Genomic DNA, 21,635 nt, shown 5'->3' on the forward strand with positions numbered 1-21,635 from the left:
CGCCGTTAGTCGATCAGATCAGATCAGATGACAGGCCGCGAATTGTCCGTCGGCAGCGCGCTTCAGTTCGGGCACGGCCTCTTTGCAAACCGGCAACGCGTGTGGGCAGCGCGGATGGAAGTAACACCCCGAAGGCGGATTCAGCGGCGACGGAATCTCGCCCTTGATGGCATAGAAAGTCTTCTTGCGCTTGTCGAGCGACGGCACTTCCGCCAGCAATGCCTGCGTGTACGGATGCCGCGGATTCTGATAGACCTGCTCGGTGGGCCCCGATTCGACTATCTTGCCCAGGTACATCACGACAATGCGATCGGCGATATGACGCACCACACCCAGATCGTGGCTGATGAACAGATAGGTCAGCCCGAGCTCTTCACGCAGCTTGATAAACAGATTCAGCACCTGTGCCTGGATCGATACGTCCAGTGCCGCGACCGATTCATCGCAAACGAGAAACTTCGGATTCACCGACAGCGCCCGCGCGATACCAATGCGCGCGCGCTGGCCGCCGGAGAACTGATGAGCGAAACGGTCCATTGAATCCGGATCGAGACCCACCCGCTCAAACAGCGCGCCGACGAAGTCGCGCGTATCCGCCTTGCGAATGAAACCATGCACGTGCGCCCCTTCCGCCACGATATCCGCGGCCCGCATACGCGGATTCAGCGACGCGTACGGGTCCTGGAAAATCATCTGGATATCGAGTTCGGCGCGATTGCGCTCGCGCCGTCCGAGCGACGCCATGTCCGTATCCTGCCAGTAGCGTTGGCCGCTGGTCGGCCAGTAGACGCCCGCCGCGAGACGGCCGACCGTCGACTTGCCACAACCGGATTCGCCGACCAGACCGACCACCTCGCCCGCGCTGACGCTCAGGCTCAGATCGGTGACCGCATGCACGCCTTTCGGCGCTTGCCGTCCAGTGACTGCCCGGACAAAGCGGCCGGTCGCATCCTGTCTGGGCGCGAACGTCTTCGTAACGTTGCGCAATTCGAGCAGCGGGGTCATGCAATCTCCTCGTGTTCGTCGACGACGGGCCGGATACAGCGAACCATGTGGCCGTCGTGGTCAATCGATTCGGCAATCTCGTGCGCGCATTCGGGCACCGCGGATGAGCAGCGCGTACGGAACGCACAGCCGCCGCCCAATGCGAGCAGCGAAGGCGGTGCGCCCGGAATCTGCCGCAACATCACGCCTTTGGGATTGCGGCTCGGAATCGAATTCATCAAGCCGCGCGTGTACGGATGGCGCGGCGTATCGAGCACCTGATCGACGCTGCCGTATTCGGCAATCCTGCCGCCATACATCACGCACACGCGATCCGCGAGCCCCGCGACCACCGAAAGATCATGCGTGATCCAGATCAGCGCTGTGCCCGAGTTACGGCAGAGTTGCTGGATTTCGCCGAGAATCTGCGCCTGAATGGTGACGTCGAGCGCGGTGGTCGGTTCGTCGGCGATCACCACCTCGGGCCGGTTGATCAGTGCGATCGCAATCGCAACGCGCTGACGCATGCCGCCGGAGAACTGATGCGGATAACACTTCAGACGCTCGTCCGGTGCGGGGATGCCCACTTGCGCAAGCGCGGCGCGCGCTTCGTCGAGTGCCGCGCGACGGCTCATCGGCCGGTGCGCGAGCACCGCCTCGACCATTTGCGTGTCGATACGCAGCACGGGATTGAGCGTCATCATCGGATCCTGAAAGATCATCGAGATCCGGTTGCCGCGAATCTTGCGCCACTGCGCTTCGGTGCAGCCGGCCAGCTCCTCGCCCGCAAGCTTGATGCTGCCGCCCACCACCTTGCCGGGGGGATCGATCAAACCGAGGATCGAATAACCGGTTTGCGATTTGCCGGACCCCGACTCGCCCACCACGCCCAGAATCTCGCCGCGCGCGACGCTAAAACTCACACCGTTCACCGCTTTCACGATACCGCGCGGCGTCGTGAAGTGGGTGCACAGATTGTCCACCTGCAATGCGGGCTGAGTCATTTCTTCAACCTCGGGTTAAGCACATCGCGCAGGCGATCCGCCATCAGGTTCAGGCACAGCATCAGCAACAGCAGCGCGACGCCGGGGAAAACGCTGATCCAGTAGGAACCGGACAGCAGGTAGTTGTAGCCGTTCGAAATCAGCAGCCCGAGCGACGGCTCCGTAATGGGCAGCCCAAGGCCGAGAAACGACAGCGTCGCTTCGAGCGAGATCGTGGTCGCCATTTGCACGGTGGCGACCACCAGCAGCGGCGGCACGCAATTGGGCAGCACATGGCGGAAGATAATCCGCGTGTCGCTGAGCTTCAGGCAGCGCGCCGCTTCCACATACTCCTTGCGCAGCTCGACGAGCGCCGAGCCGCGCGCGGTACGCGCATACACCGCCCATTGAACCAGCACGAGTGCGTAGATGATCTTGTCGACGCCTTTGCCGAACGCCGCGATGAATACCAGCGCAATCAGAATCGAAGGAAACGAAAGCTGGATGTCGGCGAGCCGCATGATCAGCGCATCGACCTTGCGTCCGTAGAACGCGCCGACAAGACCCAGCGCGACACCGATCACCAACGCGAGCACGGTACAGGCGAGGCTCACATATAGACTCGTGCGCATGCCGAAGAGAATCGCGGAAAGCATGTCGCGTCCCTGGTCATCAGTGCCGAGCCAGTAGATGTGCGACCCCATCGACGCATGCGCGAGCGGCGGCAATTGCGAATCGCTCAGGTCGAGCTGTGCGAGATCATAGGGATTCTGCGGCGCAATCCACGGCGCGAATACCGCCAGCGCGGCAATCGCAAGGAATAGCACGAGCCCGATGAGTGCAAGTTTGCTCTGGCGGAATTCGCTCCACAGCGCGTTGAGTTGACCGCCCATGCGGGCAAATCGATGCGGGCGTTTCGCCGGCTTTACGGCGGAAACCGTGGAAACTGTGGAGTCTGCGGAATTGGCGGGTACAGCCGATTGAACTCGCGGTTCGGCCATGGTCGTTCCTGTAGTGGGTCCCATGTCAATTCACCTCCGTCGTCACCGAGATGCGCGGATCGAGCAGCGAATACAGAACGTCGACGACCAGATTGATCAGCATATAGATCGCCCCGACGGTCAGCAGATAGGCAATGACCACCGGGCGGTCGAGCGCGTTGATCGAATCGATCAGCAGTTTTCCCATGCCTGGCCACGCGAACACGGTTTCCGTGACGATCGAAAACGCGATCAGCCCGCCCAGGTTGATGCCGATCACCGTGACGAGCGGGATCATGATGTTCTTCAGAATATGCACGCCGACAATGCGCGATGCGCTCAGTCCTTTGGCTCGCGCGAATTTGACGTAGTCGGTCAATGCGGTTTCGCGCGTCGACGAATACGCGAGCCGGATAATCAGCGCGATGTTGAAGAGTGCGAGATTCAGCGCCGGCAGCAGCAGGTGCTTCCAGCCGTCGAGCGTCAGAAAGCTCACCTGCATGCCGAGCCATGACGTCGTCGTGCCGCGTCCGCCTGAAGGCAGCCAGCCAAGCAGCACCGAGCAGACCAGGATCAGGATCAGCCCGACCCAGAACGTCGGCAAGCTGAAACCGATCGTGGACGATGCGGTAATGAGGCGCGAGGAAAGTTTCTCGGGCCGCAATCCCGCGTACATGCCAAGCGGAATGCCGATGACGATGGCCATCAGCATGGCGATCACCGACAACTCGAGCGTCGCGGGCATACGCGTGACGATCATCTGCGCAACCGGCGCCCCGGTCAGGAACGACGTGCCGAAGTCACCGTGCAGCGAATGTGTGAGGAAGCGCCAGTACTGGAGCCACCACGGCTGATCCAGTCCGAGCGACGCGATGATGCGTGTGCGCATCTCGGGTGTGGCGCTGTCGGGGACCATCAGCGCAATCGGATCGCCCACCACGTAGACGCCGGCAAACACGAGCAGCGACATCGCCCAAAGCGCAAGGACGCTCTGGAACAGTCTCCGCAGAATAAACTCAAGCATGAATTGTCTCGCTCCAACGGGGGATCACTTCAAGCGACAGGACTTGTATTTGCCTGTTTGTGGCCACGGATGCTGCGGGCAGTCCGTGGCCGGGCTTTCTCGATAAGTATAATATAGTTTAATTTAGGTGAGTTTCCATCTCACGCGTTGACGACCACCAGTTCGCGCAGCGCCGTGAAGAACCGTTCGTTTTCCTGCGGCAATCCAACTGTAATGCGCAACCACTCGCCGAGCCCGTAGTCCACCACCTTGCGCACGATAATGCCGCGCCTGAGCAGTGCGTCGAACAGCTCGGCCGAATTCCCGACTTTGATCACGACGAAATTGCCCTGGCTTTTCACGTATGGGAGCCGCAGCGCGTCGCAGACTTCGTAGAACCGCTCGATGCCTTCACGATTCAGGCGATACGATTCGTTCAGGTAGTCGTCGTCGTTCAGCGCGGCGATGGCGGCGGCCTGCGCCAGTGAATTGACGTTGAACGTCTGCCGCACACGATTCAGAAGATCGGTGACGTAAGGCGTGGCGATTGCAAAGCCGACTCGCAAACCGGCAAGGCCGAACGCCTTCGAGAAGGTGCGCGACACAACGAGATTCGGATAACGCCGCACAAGCTCGGTACTGTCGTAGCGATGATGCGGTTCGAGATACTCGTTATAGGCCTCGTCCAGCAGCACGACCACGTTGGCCGGAATACGATCGAGAAACGAGGTGAGTTCGCCGACGCTGAAGAACGTACCGGTCGGGTTGTTCGGATTCGCGAGGTAGACCACGCGCGTATCGGCGTTGACCGCCTGCGCCATGGCGTCGAGATCGTGGCCGTAGTCTTTGGCGGGCACGGCGACCATGCGCGCGCCGGTTGCCTTGACCGCGTTCTGCCACGCCATGAACGCATATTGCGACGACACGGCATTGCAATCGCTACCCGGTTGCGCCGCTTGCAGGAACGCCCGCGCAACGAGTTCGAGAATGTCGCTCGAACCGTTGCCAAGCGTGATCCAGTTCCGTTCAACGTTGTACTTCTGGCCCAGCGCCACTTTCAGCGCATGACCGTTCGGATCGGGATAGCGAGCGCCGCTGTTGATGATCGCGTCGATTGCCGCGCGTGCTTTCGGCGGCATGCCGAGCGGATTTTCATTCGATGCGAGCTTGATGATGCTGGCTTCCGGCAGCCCGTATTCACGCGCCGTTTCTTCGATAGGCTTGCCTGCCTGATAAGGCTTCAACGAGCCGACGTAGGCCGGAGCGACAGGACGCAATTCGTTTGTCATGGGAATACCTTTGCTGACTTCGATAGAGGAATGAGAATGCGTGGCGCGCCGCCGGCGCGCCATGTTCGGCCACCGGGCGACTACAGGAACTTCGTCGGCCAGATCATCGTGCGCCAGATATGCGCCGACGGACTGCCGTCGAAGCCGAGCCCTTCCTTCGGCTGCCGGAAATTGCGTCCGATGATGTCGACGAAATCGTCGAGACTCACCACCGCGTTCGGATCGAACGAATAGATGTCGTGCAGCGTGATCGAGCGGCTCGACATGTACCACTTGTGATTGCGTGCGTACTCGTAGTCGCGTTTGATATATGGCTCGGGCTCGTAGTCCTTGCCGAAATAGCGCAGATACGCATCCGGGTACCCATAGCCCACCGATTCGTCCGCGAAAAACCGCAGCGCCTGGTGATACTGGATGGCCCAGCTGACCTCTTCGTCCACATACGGCGCGATCATCTGCGCGCCCCAGTAGCCATGATCGCCGCGAATGAAACCGGCCACGCTGATGTCGTGCAGCAGGCAGGCCAGCACGATTTTCTCGCTCTGCCCGGCTTTCAGCGCGTGCGTCGCACTTTGCAGCACATGATTGGCCGGCCCGAAGCGGTACTTGAAAAAGTCGATCAAGGTGGGTTTCGCCGGCATCTTCTGCAGACGCGGATCGTCACCCATCATGAAGTGGCCCGTGCCCGGCGGCGGCGCAATAGCCTGGGTCGGATCGCGGTCGCCCGAGGTGTAGATCACCGATTTCACCACGCGCCGGTCCAGCTCCGCGATCATCTTGTGTTCAAGCGCGTCGGCGCGCTCGGAAAGCGTAGGCTCGTGACCGCCTGCGGTTTGATTGCTCATTGCGTTTTGCTCCTCTGTCTCTTCTGTCTCTTCTGTCTCTTCTGTCTCTTCGGTGTCGAACCGTGCGTCTAGCGATTCCAGCCGTAAATATCGAGCGTCAGCTCGCCTGCGGCGATGCGCGCGAGTATTTCCGCTTCCTTGTCCTCGCGTTCGCGCGCGGCGCGCAAGGTCGCTTCGACCGATTCCTGCGCGAGCACCACTACGCCGTCCGCGTCGCCCACCACCAGATCGCCCGCCCGCACGGCGACATCGCCGATCCGCAACGGATGATTGATCCAGCCGCGTGCCGCGAAATCCTTGGTCGTGCCGCGAATACACAAGCCACGCGAGAACACCGGGAAACCGATGCGCGTGAGCAATTCGGCATCACGAACGCAGCCATCGATGACAAGACCCGCCACACCGCGCTCCTTGGCCGCCGTCGACATGACTTCACCCCAGTAGCCGGCTTCGTAGTAGTCGCTCGTGTACACCACCAGCACGTCGCCCGGCTGTGCGAGGACCAGCGCGCGATGCAGCCAGAGATTGTCGCCGGGCGGCGAATGCACGGTGAGCGCCGGGCCGCAGACACGGAACGCCGAACTGACCGGCTTGATCGCCGAAGGCAGCGCGCCCCGTTTGCTGGCGGCTTCAAGCAAGGTTGCCGAGGGAAAAGCGCGGGCCGCCTCGATCACGTTCGCGGCCGGCCGCTCAATCGATGCGGTGACCAGCGGCGAATCGATAAAAGGGTAGGACATGGTGTCTCCTGATGGATATTCTGATGAATCGCGCGACGTGGCGTCTTGAGTGTGGCCGCTCAGGCGCTCACTTTGGTCTGCAGCGCGTGATAGCGATGCTGCTTGCGCGCCTCGTCGAGCCGCATGCCTTGCCGCGCCGCTTCGCGAATCGCATGCTCCGCCGCGTGAATCTCTTCGGCCGCGGCCAGCACGCGATCTTCGTGAACCCGCGGAATCACGATCACGCCATCCGCGTCGCCGATCAGCAGGTCGCCCGGCAATACACGCGCGTTGCCGATATTGACCGGCACCTGGGTACTTTCGACCTGCACGCGGTCTTTACCGGTACGCATCCAGTGTCCCTTGCTGAACACAGGGTAACCCAGCGATAAACACAGGCTCACATCGCGGCAGATACCGTCAATGACGGTACCGGCAATTTTCCGCCGATGGGCGATTTCCGTGAGAATGTCGCCCCACACCGTGCAGTCTTCACGGCCCGCGTTATCCAGCACGATCACACCGCCTTCCGGCACGTCGTCGATATAGTCGCCGACAGTGCCGGGCGGCGTCGTCGGCGGCCCGTAAAGAATCGTGAAGGCGCGGCCGCACAGCCGGAAACTCGCATCGCGCGGCTTGATCCCGGTACATTGCCCGACAATGCCGAGGCGATCCAGCGCATCGCTCAGTGTCGCGGTATCGAGGCGCTGGGCGCGCTGCGCATTCCTGTCGTTGGCCTGGTTCGCGTTGTTCGCGTTGTTCGTCTCGCTCATGTTTATCCCCTGTCCTGCAGCATATATTCGTAGTCCGCACCCATCACCTGTGCGATGGGCACGCCATTGAGCAGCTTTTTCGCCATCGCCGCTTCCTTGCCGGCGATCTGCTCGGCAGCGGCAAGCACGCGTTCGGCGTCCGCGGCGGCGATAAAGATCACCGCGCTGTTGTCGGCGATGACGTAGTCACCCGGATAGACGCATACCCGCGCCACCATGATCGGCACATTGGTGCCGGCCTCGGCAACGCGATTGCGTGCCGTAAAGGCCGTCAATGCCCGCGCGAAAACCGGGAAATCGTATTGGCGCGCTTCATCGATATCGCGTACGGGGCCATCCGCAATCACGCCCTCGATGCCGCGCAACGAGGCGCCGAGCGAGAGAATGCCGCCCCAACTGCCCGCGTCGAGCCCCGTGTGCTGTTCGACCACGATCACATCGCCCTCGCCGGCGGATTCGATGGCCGTCGTGCCGAGATGGCGCGGCGCCCCGCCATGAGCGGCGGCGCTCACTTGCGCGGCTTCCACCAGCTTCACGGTCACGACCTTGCCGGCGATGCGGCGCGAGGTCGAACGCTGCGGCAAACCGGTAACCGTGCCGGTTAAACCGAGCTTGTCGAGTGCATCCGATACCGCGCAACAATCGAGCCGCTGCAGGCGTCGGGTGATGTCATCTGCTTGTTTCATGCGTGTCTGCTCCGTTCCTCATATTCGTTTTGTCTGCTACTGCCGCCCTGCTCGCTCATTCCCAGCAGGCAAACGCCATCCCCGAACCCGTGCCGGCTTCCGAGCGATAACAGGCGACATAGTCGATCAGCGTCATCTCGAGCGACGCGCTCGCGGCAAGACCGACAAGCGGCAACCAGCTCTTGATTTCTGACGTATTGCCGTTGAAATACGCTTCCGGAATATCGCGCAACGTGGCCTCGTCGCGCTCGGCGAGCGCGCCCAGCACGTGGCGATCGAGTGCTTCGTCGACCACGAAGTGACTCATGCCGCCAGATGCGACCACCACCACGCGAAGCGCCGACGGCAAGCGCCGGATCGCCGCGCCGAGCGCGTGACCGAGCGCGAGGCAGCGTGCGACGCGCGGCTGATTCGGCGGCACGCCCACGTTCAGAAACACGGGCACCGACGGCGGCGGCGCATCGCGCATCACGCGGCGATAGACGAAGCCGAACGCATGCGGAATGCCATGCTGGCGATCCTCGCTCTTCGGCAAGCGGTTCGACACGGCGATATCGAAACCGTCGTCGACGAGCGAGCGCACCAGCGTCGACGCATGATCCGGTGCGCCGGGATAAACCGCGCCTTCAGGCGGACAGTGGCCATCTTCCGCCTCGGCGATACCCGGCGGCAAACGGCGGCGCTGCTCGTCCGACAGCGGCAGGTTTTCGATCTGCTCACCGCCGAAAATCGTGATCGCCGGGGTCAGATCGTCCTTGAACACCTCGCGCTGATCGTTGCCGAGCACGATGACGAGATCGGCCTTCATCGCGTGGAAGCGTTCGGCAAGCGTATCGAGCGCGCGCTGGCAAGCCGCGTAGCGTTCCTGCCTGGACGCTTCGGTAACTGCCGCAGCAAAACCGGGGGCTCGTGCTTCCAGCAACGCCGCGTAGTCGTATGAACGCCCCTGAAACCAGTGCGATGGATTCTTCATATCCGCGCCGGCCCGCAAATGCCAGAGTTCGGGTGGCATCGACAGCAAGGGGCCGTGCGATGTGGCGATTGCCCCGATCATCGTTGCCATGCCGCGCTCCCATTGAGTGTGGTTTTCATCGCCAATGCGTTCAACGGGCCCCGGCTGTGCCAGCCGGTTGGTCGAGACGGAACACCTTGCGGGCGTTGCCTTCGAAAATCATCCGTTTCTCGTCGCCGCTCAACCACTCGAAACCTTCAATGATCGGACGAATGTCATCCAGCCAGCGGCCCGTCTGCGGATCCTTCACCGTGCCGACTCCCGGCCGCTCCGCACCGAAGATGCAGCGGTCCGCGCCGACCGTCTTGATGAGCAGACGCAACGCTTCTTCCGAGTACAGCACCGTGTCGTAGTAGAGACGGCGCAAGCTGTCGAGAAATGGTTCGCTCGCACGTCCAGGCCGCAGCGAAGGCGCCTGGAAGCGGCCGAATTGATACGGCACCGCGCCGCCGCCGTGCGAGACAACGATCTTCAACTGCGGGAAATCCTTGAAGACGCGCGAACGGGCGAGCGCCATCACCGCAATCGTTTCTTCATTGATGAAGTGCAGCGAATAGTTGTGCCGCTCCGAACGGCATCCAGCCGAATGCAGGTACGCGGGCACATCGAGCTCGACGAGCTTCTCATAGAGCGGATACCAGTATTCGTTGCCGAGGTCAGGCACCTCGTTGGTCGCAAGGCCCTCACTCGGGTCGGTATTCAGCAGCACGCCAACGAGACCGAGTTCCTTGATGCAGCGTTCGAGTTCAGGCAGCCATCCGCGCACCGGCTCGCCCCACGCCTGCGGCAAGCCGCCAATGCCGCGAAACGTCTGCGGCATCAGCCGCGCCTGTTGCGCGATCATGTCGTTGGTTTCCTCGGTGAACCAGTGGACGATCTTCGCGGGTTTTTCGCTATGCATCATCTGATACGGGCGCGGCGAGATCAGTTGCAAGTCCGTGCCGATGTCACGCAACTGCTCGACGTGCGACTTGGTGCCGAATGTCGGCGCATTGAGCACCGCCATCATTTCGTCGTCGCTGATCTGTGCGGTGCCACGGCCGTGCGCGCCGCGATGGGAAACAAGACCGGACTTCCAGACGTAGAGTGAATCCGGCGCGGTAACGTGCGCGTGCGCATCGATGATCATGAATGTCTCCGTTAATTAATGTGAGTTCAGGCCCGGATCGCTTGCGGATCGGGCTGCATGTATAGCGTCGGCGTCATCGGGATGAAGCTCGTGCGAACGATCTGGATGCGCTCCTGCATCAGATGGCGCGCCAGTTCGACCTCACCTTGGCACACCGCATTGAACAGGCGCCGATGCGAAGCGATCACACGATTCGCCGTGTCCGCACTCGTATAGGTGGCAAGCAAAGGTGTCAGCACAAAACGCAAGGCCTTGAACTGCGCGAGCAGAACCCGATTGCCGGAAGCCTCAACGAGTGCTTCGTGAAACCGCAGCGATGCATCGGTAAAGGTATCGAGTTGCTTGCGCGCGTCTTCCACACCATGCAACGTGTCACGCAGTGCTGTACGGTGCGCGACCGTCAGATTTTCGGCCGCTTTCTCCGCGGCCAGCACCTCGATCGCCATTTGCGCGTCGAACACTTCACTCGCGCCGGCACCGATGAGGCTCAGTTGTATCGAGAGTGCGTCGGCAAAACGCTCCGGGTTCGCACCGGCAATCCATACGCCGCCCTTCGCGCCCATGCGGATTTCCACGATGCCGACCGCTTCCAGCGTTCTCAACGCGTCGCGAGCAGCAGTGCGGCTCACATTGAATTGCTGTGCAAGCGATGCCTCGCTGCCCAGAAAATCGCCCGCCTTCACCTGCTTCGAGAACAGCGCCGCTCGCACTTGCGACGCGACACGCCATGAAAGCTTTTCCGTTTGCACGGACTCCCAGACTGTCGAAGTCCGAGCGGGTCTGGCATCGTGCGGAATATTCTCTTTCATCAGTCGTACGAATCGTATTGGCTAGTCCATGAGCAGGTTCTAAACCATGCCCGGCGGCTTCACTGCTTCGGGGGAATGTTGTTAACTATAATATATATAACTTTTCTGAGATTGGCCAGCGGCGATCGAGGTTCCGACCGCCGCTTTCGCGGCCCACTCAGGACACGGCTTGCTGAACGAACTTTGTGACCAGATACGCCTGCAAGCCTTCAATACCGTTTTCGGAGCCAATGCCGCTCTCCTTGACGCCGCCGAAAGGTACTTCCGGCCCTGAGACCAGCATGCTATTGATACCGATCATGCCGGCTTCGAGGCCATTCGACAGTTGCAGCGCGCGTCGGTCCGAGCCAGTGAATGCATAGGCCGCGAGGCCGTATTTCAACCGGTTGGCGCGCTCGAGCACTTCTTCGACGGTCTTGAAAGAACTGAACGGCACCACCGGACCGAACGGTTCTTCGTTCATGATCCGCGCCGTTTCGGGCACATCCGCGAGCACGGTCGGCGCGTAGAAGAATCCGGGGCGATTCAGACGCTGGCCGCCGAGCAGCAGGCGCGCACCGTGCGACACCGCATCCTTGACGAACTCGTCCGCCGCGGTGAGCCGGCGCGCGTTGGCAACCGGGCTCGCCTGGGTATCGGGCTCGAAGGCCGAGCCGACCTTAAGCTTCGCAGCGACCTCGACAAACTTGTCGATGAAGGCGCCGTAGACGCCCTCCTGAATGTAGAAACGCGTCGGCGAAATGCAGGCTTGCCCGGCCTGGCGAAACTTGGCATTGGCGGTCATCGTAGCGATACGCGCGACGTCGACGTCGTCGCAAACGATCATCGGCGCATGGCCGCCCAGTTCCATCACCAGCTTCTTCAGACCGTGCGCCGCGGCCAGCCCGGCGAGATGCTTGCCGACCGGAATCGACCCGGTGAACGCAACGGCCTTGATGACGTCCGACGCGATCAGATATTCCGATATCTTTGCCGGCACGCCGAACACCAGATTCAAGACGCCCGGGGGCAAACCCGCATCCTGAAAGCATCGCACCATCGCCGTGGTGGAGCCGGGCGTTTCTTCGGCCGCTTTCAGAATCACCGAGCACCCTGCCGCGAGCGCGGCCGCCACGGTGCGCGCCGGAATTCGCACGGGAAAATTCCAGGGCGTGAACGCCGCCACCGGTCCAACCGGCACCTTCAGCACGAGCTGGCGCGAATTCGGCAACGGCCCCGGCACCACACGCCCATAGGCGCGACGCCCTTCTTCCGCGAACCATTTGACGATATCCGCTGAGCTGTGCGCTTCCTGCAGGCCGTCGGCCAGCATCTTGCCGTGCTCGAAACTCATCAGCGTGCCAATCTCCTCGGCGCGTTCGTGCATCAGTGCAGCGGCCTTGTCGATGATGGCGGCCCGCTCCGCGGCACTCATGCGCGACCACGTGGCGAATCCGGCCGCCGCTGCGGCGAGCGCGTCGTCGAGGTCGGACTGGGTGGCAAGCGGCAACTGGGCGAGCACCGTTTCGTCAGCAGGATTGACGACCGGCTGCGTATCACGCCCTCCGGTGCGCCACTCCCCGTTGATGAACAGGCCAAGTTGAACGTCGTAACTTCTGGTTTGCATCTGCGTCTCCGATATCTGATGTCCGGTCGGCGCAAGGCGCCGCCGTGTGCTGTTTTCGCACCGTTACTGTAGCGCGGACCTCAGGGCTCCATGCCCATTGCATCGAGAAAAGCCTTCCTGACATGCTCCGGCTGGCCCGCCTGAAAGCGGAAATCCCGCAGGTGATGCTTCCACAAAGGATGATTCGCGATCTCCGCGCGCGTCATGCCCTCAACGAACGTGGCGCGCGCGGCAATCGGCAGTTGCACGCATTCATTGAGCTCCGGATCGCGGATGATGCCCTTCGGCTCGCCGCCGTTGGCGATCACGTCCAGTTCCTCGAAGAAGCGCCGGCGCAACATGACGATGCCGCGATCGCTGCTGCCCAGGTTTTCTTTGGTGCGATCGGCCACCACGCCCTGTCCCGCCCACGCGACAAAATCCTGATTCATCACGTGGCTTGTGATCCAGCGGCCGGTTTGCGGATCGGTCACCGGACCGTGCCAGGTCGGCACGCTCTTTTGCTCGTACGGCTCGCTCTCCTTCGGCACGCGGGTGAAAGCCCACGTCACGCTCAAGGTGCGCGAATCGTCCACCGGCACGCGCCACTCGAAATGTTCGCCGAGAAAGAATGCATTCGGCCACAGGCAGACCCGGCCGATCGACCAGAGCGGATCGTTCTCGTCCGCATCGCCGCGCAGGCGCTTGTAGATGAACCCATAGTCGAATTCGTCGAAATCGAGTTGTTTATGCGCGGGCGAGTACGGGCCCATCGCCCCATTCAGGCGCGTGGTCCAGTTGTTGTGCATCCATTCGAAGTGGATGGGATCGATCGAGTTCTCCTGGCATTGCAGCCAGTTGCACGGCACTTCGGAAATCACGATCTGCACGAAGCCGTTCTTCCAGGAGAACGGCTCCCAGTTCGGCACGAGCGGTGCAGGTTGCGGCCCAAGGTAGGCCCACAGCAGACCCGCCTTCTCCTCGACCGGATACGCCTTGATCTTCACGCGCTCTTTGAGTTTCAACTGCGGATTCGCCACGTCCTCGTACGGCTGCTCCGTGCATTTTCCGCCCTGGTCGTAGAGCCAGCCGTGATAGTTGCAGCGCAGTCCGCACTTTTCGACAAAGCCATAGGCGAGATCGGCGCGACGATGCGGACATTGACGGTCGATCAGGCCGAAGTTGCCGCTCAGGTCCTTGTACAGCACGAGGTCTTCGCCAAGCAGGCGCACCGGCTTGACCGCCACTTCGTCGAATTCGCTCACGCCGGCAATCGGCATCCAGTAACGGCGCAGCAACTCGCCCATCGGCTCGCCCGGCCCAACCTTCGTCAAGAGTTCGTTCTTCGCTTGGGACAGCATTCTTCAAGTCTCCATTGTTATCGCCCGGCCGGTGCATCGAGCTTACGAACGCTTCGGCAGCCTCGGCCGGCCATCATTTCTGTCGCGTCCAGCATCATGCTAATGATAATACACATTAGACATTATAGAAGCATCCATCCGTTCAATCGGTTCCTGCTTCACGCTTGTCGGTGCTGTTTCGATAATATATATTACACATCAAAGCACGCGCAACAGAATTTGCGTCTGCGCGGCGAGACAACTCCAGACGAGTCAACATGAAGAACGCTATGGACACACTAAAGGTGCAGCTTCGCGCGATCAGATACGAGGCGCCGACCATCAATACGTATGAATTTCACGCACCTGATGGCGCGCCGCTGCCGGGCTTCACGGCCGGGGCTCACATCGATCTCCACCTGCCCAACGGAATGATCCGCAGCTATTCGCTGTGCAATTCCCCGCAGGACACGCACCGCTATGTGATCGGCGTGAATCGCGATCCGTCGAGCCGCGGCGGCTCCGCCTGGGTGCATGAGACGCTGCGCGTGGGCGCCACGTTGACGATCGGTGCGCCCGCCAATAATTTCCCGCTGGTAGAAGATGCCGCGCATACGGTGCTCATCGCGGGGGGAATCGGCATCACGCCGCTCATGGGCATGATCCGTCGCATGGAAACACTGGGGCGATCGTGGGAGTTGCATTACTGCACGCGAACCCGCGAGGCCACCGCCTTCGTTGCTGCGTTGCGTCAGTACGGCTCGCGCGTCCAGTTTCATCACGACGGCGAGCCAGGTGGAGAGCGGCTCGATTTCGCCACGGTCCTGAAGCAGCACGACGAGCGCACGCACTTTTACTGCTGCGGCCCTTCGGCGATGTTGAAGGCGTTCGAGACCAGCGCTGCGAACTGTGGCGGCGGCGCACGTTTTCATGTCGAGTACTTCGCGGCCGGCGAAGCGCCCGCAACATCAGGCGGCTTTAACGTGCAACTCGCCCGCTCGGGCCGCATGATTCAGGTGAGCGCCGGCAAGACGATTCTCGACGTCCTGATCGCCGAAGGGATCGACATCACTTACTCCTGTTCGCAGGGCGTGTGCGGCACATGCGAAACGCGTGTGCTTGCGGGCGTGCCCGACCATCGCGACATGGTGCTGACGAAGAGTGAACAGGAGGCAAACCGGTCGATGATGATTTGCTGCTCGGGCAGCAAAAGCGAATGTCTGGTGCTCGACTTATGATCGCCGGATAGTGCAGCAGGAGATGCGAATTGTATAACCGTATGATTATTCAACGGCTATGCTAACATCGCGATCAGTCTTTCGGGGTCGCACCACGCCTTTCGTGCATGCGGCCTCCGCTCACCCCGTCGCAACGCTCAGGTCCGGAGATCCGAATTGAAAAAAGGTACTGTCGAAACTACGCCGCTGTGGGAACCGGTGCAGACGGAAACCTTATCCTGGCGCATCGTTTCACAAGTGCGCGCAGCTGTGTTTTCCGGTCAGATCAAGACGGGGGATTTTCTCGGCAGCGAAACGTCGCTGTCCGCCCAGTTCAACGTCAGCCGCATGGCCGCTCGCGATGCGCTGCGCACGCTCGAAGCAGTCGGCATTGTGGAAATCCGTATGGGCGCGAAAGGCGGCGCATGGATTGCGGAAGGCAATCCGGAGCGCTTCGCAGACGCGCTGGCCATTCAACTGCACCTGATCGGCGTGACGGGCGAGGAAATCTTCGACGCGCAAATGGCAATCGAGGTCACGTCGGCAGAACTTGCGGCGCAAAACGCCACCGGGGACGACCTCGGAAAGCTGAGCGCAATTCTGGCCGAACTCGACAAGCTGCGCGACGATCCGCTTGCGTTTACAGACGCGTCGCTGCGCTTTCATGAAGCGATTGTGGAGTCTTCGCACAACCGGGTGCTGCTCGCGCAATTCCGTGCGCTGCGGTTCGTGCTGCAACCGCTGCTCGCGCCGAACACCACGCATGCCATCGCCGCGCGCGTGATCCGCTCGCACAAGTCGGTACTCAATGCGATCGAAGCGCGAGACGGCGCCAAAGCACGCGAAATCATGCAGCAACGGGTGAAAGTGATCCGTTCACGCGTGTTGTCAGGCACCGCCGCTCAACACGCAGCCGACGACGAATAAAGTTCGCCCGTCACCGTCCGGCAATATGCCGATGCCATGATGATGCTTCGTACCCGCCCCTGCGGCTCGAGAACGTGCAGCCGGATGCGCTGCAGTCCGACACCGCCCGGGCGGGCGCGCCTCCCGCGCAAGCTTGCGCGGGAATCGTGACAGCCGGGTTTAGCCCTTCGCGGGACGTCCCGTCTTCACCGTCTCGAGCGACGACACGGCGGCAAGCAGGCGCTGCGGCGCTGCCGATTCCAGCATCATCAATCCTGCGCGCAGCAACTCGCTTTTCTTGACCGACACGCCGGCCTCAAGGCACTTCTGCTTGAGAGACGCGATCCTGTCGTAATCCGATTTCGGCATCGTGAAGCTGTCGCGCACGACTTTCTCTTTCTTCGGCGGCTTGGCTTTCCTGGCTTCAGGAGCAGCGGCCGGCGCAGTTTCGGCAGTGGCAGTACGCTTCGGCTTAGCCGCCTTCCTCGCGGCAGGCTTCGCTTCCGCTGCAGCCGAACTCTTTGCTTTAGCTTCTTTCTTAACAGCAGGCGCTGCTTCCACGGCAGCCGAACGCTTCGCCTTAACGGCCTTCTTGACCTCGGGCGCTGCTTCCGCCGGCGCTGGGCGCTTGGCTTTGGCGGCTTTCTTGACGGTCGGCGCTGCGTCCGCGGCTGCCGCGCGCTTCGCCTTAGCTGCTTTCTTGACGGCCGGCGCCGCTTCCGCCGCCTGTTCCGGTGCGGCTACCGGCTCCGCGCCATTCGCCGCGTGCTTAGCCGAGCTCTTCGGGAAATGGAACGCTTTCTTGGTGTGCTCTTTGGTGACAGGTGCCGACATGCTTACCTCCGCAGTAATAATGGTATAAACAGTATATACCGTTTATTGACTATCGGAGCAGACAGCACAGTGCCTTACACCCGATTCAGGATGCACTGAGCGGAATCAACCTCGGCTTCGTCAGGCTGTATGCGATTTGCCCGAACAGCGTATTCAGGCTGTTGGTTCCACCGGCGGCATTCGCACAGGTGTCGGAATAGAAATACGACGAGTTCGTCGCGATAGATTCCATCGTATTACAGGCCGTGAGTTTATCGTTGCCGTCACCGCAGCTCGGCGCCGACGCGGCCTCGCCACCCAGATATGCCACCGTGTAAATCAGGGTGCCCGTGTTGTTCTTGATGGTCGATGCCGCGTTGATGGCCGCCTGACACTCGCTTCCGTAGGTACTGCTATAGGTGCTGCCCAGCTGGCTCGTCGTTGAAGTCGCTATGCCGTCGCTAAGCAGAATGATCACGTTCTGTCCGGGTGGACTTTCCGTTGCCGCCGTGGCAGCCAGCGACGTTTGCGCCGCCGTGATCGCCTGCGCGTAGAACGTGCCCAGCCCGCCAGGCGCCGGCAGACCGCCGCAACTGCCGCCGCCCAGTGCCTGCACGATCGCGGAGCCGGTATTCGCCTGCTGGTTGCTGCCCAGATAGCCCGAACTCGCGGAGGCGTACTGATAGCTCGCACCGGAGGCCGAATAACTGCCGGCAATGGTCGGCGAATTTCCGCTGCACGAAAAATTGTATGTCGACGATGTTTGCGGCGGAAATGCCATCAATCCCACCTTGTCGCCGGCGTTCGTCAGGCCGGTCAGCAGTTTCAGCGCGCCCGCCTCGGCACACTGCAATCTCGTCTGCGCCACGCCCTTTGAGTTCGTGCAGTTACTGTCGGTAGTGGTGCTCATCGATCTTGTGGTGTCGAGGATGATCATGACGTTATAGAGCGCGGGCTCCGCCCCGCCGCCTGCCCCCGCCACGGAAGTTGCACTGATCGTTTGCGAGGTCATACCGAAGACCTTCGCGAAGAAAAGCGGCACCGTCGCTTGCTGGGTCACCTTGATGCCGTTGTATCCGGATGCCGCCTGTTTGTACGGCAGCGTGATGCTGGACAAGGTCAGGCCGGTTACCGTGGCGGTCGCCGGGTTGACGCCGCCGGGCATGGTATTGCTCTGCCCCGCCGTGAACGCTTGCGCGTCGCTGGCGGCCGTGGCCCATGGCTTGGTCCAGAGATCCACCGCCCCGGCCAGCGCTGCGGCGTCGGTTGCGCTCTGCAGGCGCCGTTGGCTGTACGCCAGATAGCCGTAGTCGACGGCCAGCGCCGCGAACCCCAAAAGAACGATCAGAGAAATCGCCACCACAACGGAGACGGCCCCGCGCTGGCGCGTCGGCGAGGCGTGATGCCCAAGGTTGTTTCTCATGATTGCATGCCCTCCCGGACGATTGAACCGCTCACGCTATTGCACGCGCTCCACTGCCGTGGCATTGAGCGCGGCCGGCATCATCGAATAGAGACCGGCCAGCGCTCCCTTGAACAGGGGAGAAAAATTACTGTAGGTAACGGTAACGGCCGCGGTTGCCACGGCCGTCCCGCTTGCGGCACTGGTCAGATCCGACGCACAAGCGGTGTCGCTGGTGCAGTTGCCGCCGTTGACCGTTGCGGTGATAGACAGGTTTCCAGTAGTCAGCACGGATGCCGATGCCTGCACCTGGGTTTGCGTTCCCGTATAGGGATTGGCGGTGCCACGCTGTGACGCAAAATAGCGCGCACCCGCCGATGCCGCGTTGGCGACCATCACGTAATTGCCGAGCAGCCAGCCGAACTGTGCAAGGCCGAGCGCAATCGCGAGGAGTATCGGAACGAGCAGGGCAAACTCGACCGCCGCGATTCCTTTCTGTTTCTTCAACGTCATGGCCGCACCCCACTCGCAAATTCGCGGTGATTGCCTACGTGACTCGCGCATTGCCGGAAGTCGTGCTTGCGCGGGTTTCATTGCACGAGCTCCGACATCCGCGCGCTCAAGCTGGACGGCATGATGGACTTGAGACCGTACAGCGCGCCGCTGAAAAGCGGTGCGAACGAGTAGCCAAGCGACACGCTCGCCTCGGTGCCCGCCGTCGGCGCCTGGGTCGACGTCCCCAGCGCGCTCGCGCACGTGCTGTCGCTGGAACAGGTTGTGCCGCCCACGCTCATCGTGATGGTCAGCGCGCTCTTCAATGCCGCCGTCGACGCGAGTATGGCCTGTTGCGTGTCCGTATAAGGCGTGGCGTAGCCGCGCTCCGATGCGAGCTGATGCGCTCCGAGCGACGCCGCATTCGTCAGCATCACGTAGTTATTCATGAGCCAGCCGAATTGCACCGTGCCGAACAGACACGCCAGCAGAATCGGCAATACAAGGGCAAACTCGACGGCTGCCCCGCCACGCTGATTCTTCCGTTTCATAGGTCCTCCCCGATCACCGATGAACGCGTCAAGACTTCCGAGCCCTGGCCGCTTCGTGGAACGCCGCGGGCTGTGATTGCGAACGCGCCGCCGTCATCCCCCCGAGCCCATCATGCTGGGCAGCAGAACCCGGTAGATATGAATCATGGCCGGCCCCATCAGGACCACGAGCAGCGCCGGGAAGATACAGAAGATGAGCGGAAACAGCAGTTTCAGCGCAATCTTGGCGGCCTTTTCCTCGGCGCGCATCCTTCGCCGGGTACGCAGCGTGTCGGACAGCACCCTCAGCGAAGTCCCCACGCTCGTGCCAAAGCGTTCAGCCTGAATCAGCACCGCGCTGAATGAATCGATATCCTCGACGCCCGCGCGCAAGGAGAAATTGCGCAGCGCTTTTTCTTTGGAAAAACCGGAGCGCATTTCAAGCAGCATCAGCTCAAGCTCGCTCGCCACCACCGGGCTGCGCATCCTGATCTCGTCGCCCACCTTCATGAGCGACGCGTCCAGACCGAGACCCGCCTCGACGCAGACGGTCAGCAGATCCAGCGTGTCGGGAAAGTCTTCCACCAGCACGCGTTTGCGCCAGGCAATGCGTTTGCTCAGCACCAGGTTGGGCAGGTACAGGCCGATGGCGCCAAGCGCGGTCAGAAGTATCAGACGCTCAAAGGTCGTCGCGGCACCGGACATGCTGACCAGCCCGAGCAACGCGAGCAAGGGCAACGCGATCGCCAAAGCAGTCTTGGCGGCGAAATAGATCGGCGCGGCACTGGGCGAGCGCCAGCCGGCATTCGCCAGATGCAGGCGCAGCGCGGACTGCTCCCAGCCGTCCTTCGGCACGGACAGTTTCGAAATGGGCTGGGAAATCTCCGCGATTTTCTCGAACCAGGACACATCCGGCGATTCGGTCGCCTGGTCGGCCCCGAAGGCGAGATTCGTGCCGCCGGCCTGCTCGATGCGGCGCCGCAGATCGCGCGGCGCGACAAGATGCATCGCGCCAAATGCGGCGACAAACACAACGGCGAACACACCGGCCAGCAACAGAATCTGTGTGGCGTTTAGCGTCTGCATGATTTCTCCCCGATAACGTGTCGTGTGCTGTGTCGCAAACCGGTGGCACTAGACCCGGATCTTGACGATGCGCCGCATCCAGAACGCACCTAACACCATGGATACGAGTACTGTTCCCAGCATTCTTACGCCCACCGGGTCCTGCCAAAGCACATCGAGAAAGCCCGGATTGCCCAGCATCATCAGCACGCCCGTGCCGAACGGCAGCAATCCGAGGATCCAGGCTGACAGCCGGCCTTCGGCAGAAAGCACACGCACCTTGTCGAACAGCTTGAATCGCTCGCGAATCAGCGCGGCGATCCCGTCGAGCACCTCCGAAAGATTGCCGCCGGTCTCGCGCTGAATCACCACCGCAATCACGAAGTAGCGCAGATCGCGGATCGGCACACGCGTGGCGAGATTCGTCAGGGCTTCGCTAATCGAAACGCCGTAGTTGATCTCGTCGAACGTGATGCGGAACTCACCGCTCATCGGCTCCGCGAACTCGGTGCCAACCATGTCGATCGCGCCGGTAAAGGCGTGCCCGGATCGCAGCGCGCGCGCCAGCATGTCGCAGACGTCCGGCAGTTGCCGCTCGAGCAGGCGCACGCGCTTGTTGCGCCGGCGCTGCACATACATGATGGGCAACAGGGTGGAGAGCGCGGCGCCAATCGCCGTGAAGAGCAGCGGCACCGCGAACAGCGTGCCCACGAGGAGCACGAGCGGCGGCAGAACGGCGCAGGTTCCAATGAGCCGGGCGACCGTCCATGTCACACCCGATTGCTGGAGAAACAGATCGATTGCATGCACGCGCGGCATCTGCAGCAGCAGCCTTGCGGGCAGCGACGAGCCGGCCAGCATGCGCGTCTTGAGAATCGAAAGCCGCTCCACGCTGACCTGTCCGCCCGCGGAAACCGCGCGAATTCGCGAATCGACCCGGCGCGCAACCGGTCCGTGCCGGCTGTTCCAGTACTCGTACGCGCCTTCCATGGCCAGCGCCACGGCGACGAACAGCAGAATGATCGACGCATAAAAGATCGGTGTCATGCGAGTCTCCTGAAACACAGGACAATCGG

The 21,635-nt window shown here is 61.7% G+C and carries 22 protein-coding genes; 2 read left to right on the plus strand and 20 right to left on the minus strand.

The features are described from left to right. Positions 1 to 18: 18 nt before the first annotated feature. From BCY88_RS00115 to BCY88_RS00180, 14 genes are all read right to left on the minus strand, one after another. The gene (locus BCY88_RS00115; protein ID WP_120342251.1) at positions 19 to 1,005 is read right to left on the minus strand and encodes an ABC transporter ATP-binding protein; all 987 of its coding nucleotides are present in this window, start codon (positions 1,003 to 1,005) and stop codon (positions 19 to 21) included. Beyond that, the gene (locus BCY88_RS00120) at positions 1,002 to 1,988 is read right to left on the minus strand and encodes an ABC transporter ATP-binding protein (RefSeq protein ID WP_120342252.1); all 987 of its coding nucleotides are present in this window, start codon (positions 1,986 to 1,988) and stop codon (positions 1,002 to 1,004) included. The genes BCY88_RS00115 and BCY88_RS00120 overlap by 4 nt, the downstream gene beginning before the upstream one ends. Beyond that, positions 1,985 to 2,860 carry an ABC transporter permease gene (locus BCY88_RS00125; RefSeq protein ID WP_120342253.1) on the minus strand — a complete coding sequence of 292 codons (876 nt, stop codon included), beginning with the start codon at positions 2,858 to 2,860 and terminating at the stop codon, positions 1,985 to 1,987. Before BCY88_RS00125 ends, BCY88_RS00120 begins: the two co-directional genes overlap by 4 nt. 133 nt (positions 2,861 to 2,993) lie before the next feature. Beyond that, positions 2,994 to 3,971 carry an ABC transporter permease gene (locus BCY88_RS00130; RefSeq protein ID WP_120342254.1) on the minus strand — a complete coding sequence of 326 codons (978 nt, stop codon included), beginning with the start codon at positions 3,969 to 3,971 and terminating at the stop codon, positions 2,994 to 2,996. Positions 3,972 to 4,111: 140 nt separating this feature from the next. Then, positions 4,112 to 5,239 (minus strand): histidinol-phosphate transaminase, encoded by a 1,128-nt coding sequence (hisC, locus tag BCY88_RS00135; protein WP_120342255.1) that lies wholly within the window; start codon positions 5,237 to 5,239, stop codon positions 4,112 to 4,114. A gap of 80 nt (positions 5,240 to 5,319) precedes the next feature. Then, the gene (locus BCY88_RS00140; RefSeq protein ID WP_120342256.1) at positions 5,320 to 6,084 is read right to left on the minus strand and encodes an HD domain-containing protein; all 765 of its coding nucleotides are present in this window, start codon (positions 6,082 to 6,084) and stop codon (positions 5,320 to 5,322) included. A gap of 68 nt (positions 6,085 to 6,152) precedes the next feature. Beyond that, the gene (locus BCY88_RS00145; protein ID WP_120342257.1) at positions 6,153 to 6,821 is read right to left on the minus strand and encodes a 4-carboxy-4-hydroxy-2-oxoadipate aldolase/oxaloacetate decarboxylase; all 669 of its coding nucleotides are present in this window, start codon (positions 6,819 to 6,821) and stop codon (positions 6,153 to 6,155) included. Between the two features lie 59 nt (positions 6,822 to 6,880). Beyond that, complete coding sequence (locus BCY88_RS00150) at positions 6,881 to 7,573, minus strand: RraA family protein (RefSeq protein ID WP_120342258.1); 693 nt, start codon at positions 7,571 to 7,573, stop codon at positions 6,881 to 6,883. Positions 7,574 to 7,575: 2 nt separating this feature from the next. Continuing rightward, complete coding sequence (locus BCY88_RS00155) at positions 7,576 to 8,259, minus strand: RraA family protein (protein WP_120342259.1); 684 nt, start codon at positions 8,257 to 8,259, stop codon at positions 7,576 to 7,578. Between the two features lie 55 nt (positions 8,260 to 8,314). Next, a complete protein-coding gene (locus BCY88_RS00160; RefSeq protein WP_120342260.1) occupies positions 8,315 to 9,322 on the minus strand; it encodes a DODA-type extradiol aromatic ring-opening family dioxygenase in 1,008 nt (335 codons plus the stop codon). Positions 9,323 to 9,362: 40 nt separating this feature from the next. Continuing rightward, positions 9,363 to 10,400, minus strand: coding sequence for an amidohydrolase family protein (locus tag BCY88_RS00165; protein WP_120342261.1), 1,038 nt, complete (start codon positions 10,398 to 10,400; stop codon positions 9,363 to 9,365). Positions 10,401 to 10,426: 26 nt separating this feature from the next. After that, the gene (locus tag BCY88_RS00170; protein WP_120342262.1) at positions 10,427 to 11,209 is read right to left on the minus strand and encodes a FadR/GntR family transcriptional regulator; all 783 of its coding nucleotides are present in this window, start codon (positions 11,207 to 11,209) and stop codon (positions 10,427 to 10,429) included. Positions 11,210 to 11,366: 157 nt separating this feature from the next. Beyond that, entirely contained in the window at positions 11,367 to 12,815 is a 1,449-nt protein-coding gene (locus BCY88_RS00175; protein WP_120342263.1) for an NAD-dependent succinate-semialdehyde dehydrogenase, read from the minus strand. Positions 12,816 to 12,895: 80 nt separating this feature from the next. Continuing rightward, entirely contained in the window at positions 12,896 to 14,155 is a 1,260-nt protein-coding gene (locus BCY88_RS00180; RefSeq protein ID WP_120342264.1) for an aromatic ring-hydroxylating oxygenase subunit alpha, read from the minus strand. Positions 14,156 to 14,424: 269 nt separating this feature from the next. Here BCY88_RS00180 and BCY88_RS00185 point away from each other — a divergent pair, with 269 nt between their 5' ends. Together BCY88_RS00185 and BCY88_RS00190 are read left to right on the plus strand one after the other, a co-directional pair. Next, entirely contained in the window at positions 14,425 to 15,372 is a 948-nt protein-coding gene (locus tag BCY88_RS00185; RefSeq protein ID WP_259461169.1) for a PDR/VanB family oxidoreductase, read from the plus strand. A 156-nt stretch (positions 15,373 to 15,528) separates the two neighbouring features. Next, positions 15,529 to 16,278, plus strand: coding sequence for a FadR/GntR family transcriptional regulator (locus BCY88_RS00190; RefSeq protein WP_120342266.1), 750 nt, complete (start codon positions 15,529 to 15,531; stop codon positions 16,276 to 16,278). A gap of 159 nt (positions 16,279 to 16,437) precedes the next feature. Here BCY88_RS00190 and BCY88_RS40655 read toward each other — a convergent pair whose 3' ends face one another. From BCY88_RS40655 to BCY88_RS00220, 6 genes are all read right to left on the minus strand, one after another. Further along, positions 16,438 to 17,091, minus strand: a complete 654-nt coding sequence (locus BCY88_RS40655; RefSeq protein ID WP_120342267.1) for a hypothetical protein — start codon at positions 17,089 to 17,091, stop codon at positions 16,438 to 16,440. 85 nt (positions 17,092 to 17,176) lie between these two features. Continuing rightward, positions 17,177 to 18,493: a vWA domain-containing protein gene (locus BCY88_RS00200; RefSeq protein WP_120342268.1), complete on the minus strand. Its 1,317-nt coding sequence runs from the start codon at positions 18,491 to 18,493 to the stop codon at positions 17,177 to 17,179. A 36-nt stretch (positions 18,494 to 18,529) separates the two neighbouring features. Next, positions 18,530 to 18,985, minus strand: a complete 456-nt coding sequence (locus tag BCY88_RS00205) for a TadE/TadG family type IV pilus assembly protein (protein ID WP_183081225.1) — start codon at positions 18,983 to 18,985, stop codon at positions 18,530 to 18,532. Between the two features lie 77 nt (positions 18,986 to 19,062). After that, positions 19,063 to 19,515: a TadE/TadG family type IV pilus assembly protein gene (locus BCY88_RS00210; RefSeq protein ID WP_120342270.1), complete on the minus strand. Its 453-nt coding sequence runs from the start codon at positions 19,513 to 19,515 to the stop codon at positions 19,063 to 19,065. A gap of 93 nt (positions 19,516 to 19,608) precedes the next feature. Then, a complete protein-coding gene (locus BCY88_RS00215) occupies positions 19,609 to 20,580 on the minus strand; it encodes a type II secretion system F family protein (protein ID WP_120342271.1) in 972 nt (323 codons plus the stop codon). Positions 20,581 to 20,628: 48 nt separating this feature from the next. Further along, positions 20,629 to 21,606, minus strand: coding sequence for a type II secretion system F family protein (locus BCY88_RS00220; RefSeq protein WP_120342272.1), 978 nt, complete (start codon positions 21,604 to 21,606; stop codon positions 20,629 to 20,631). Between the last annotated feature and the right edge of the window lie 29 nt (positions 21,607 to 21,635).

Origin of the sequence: Paraburkholderia fungorum, assembly GCF_003610895.1 — a bacterium.
GTDB lineage: Bacteria > Pseudomonadota > Gammaproteobacteria > Burkholderiales > Burkholderiaceae > Paraburkholderia > Paraburkholderia fungorum_B.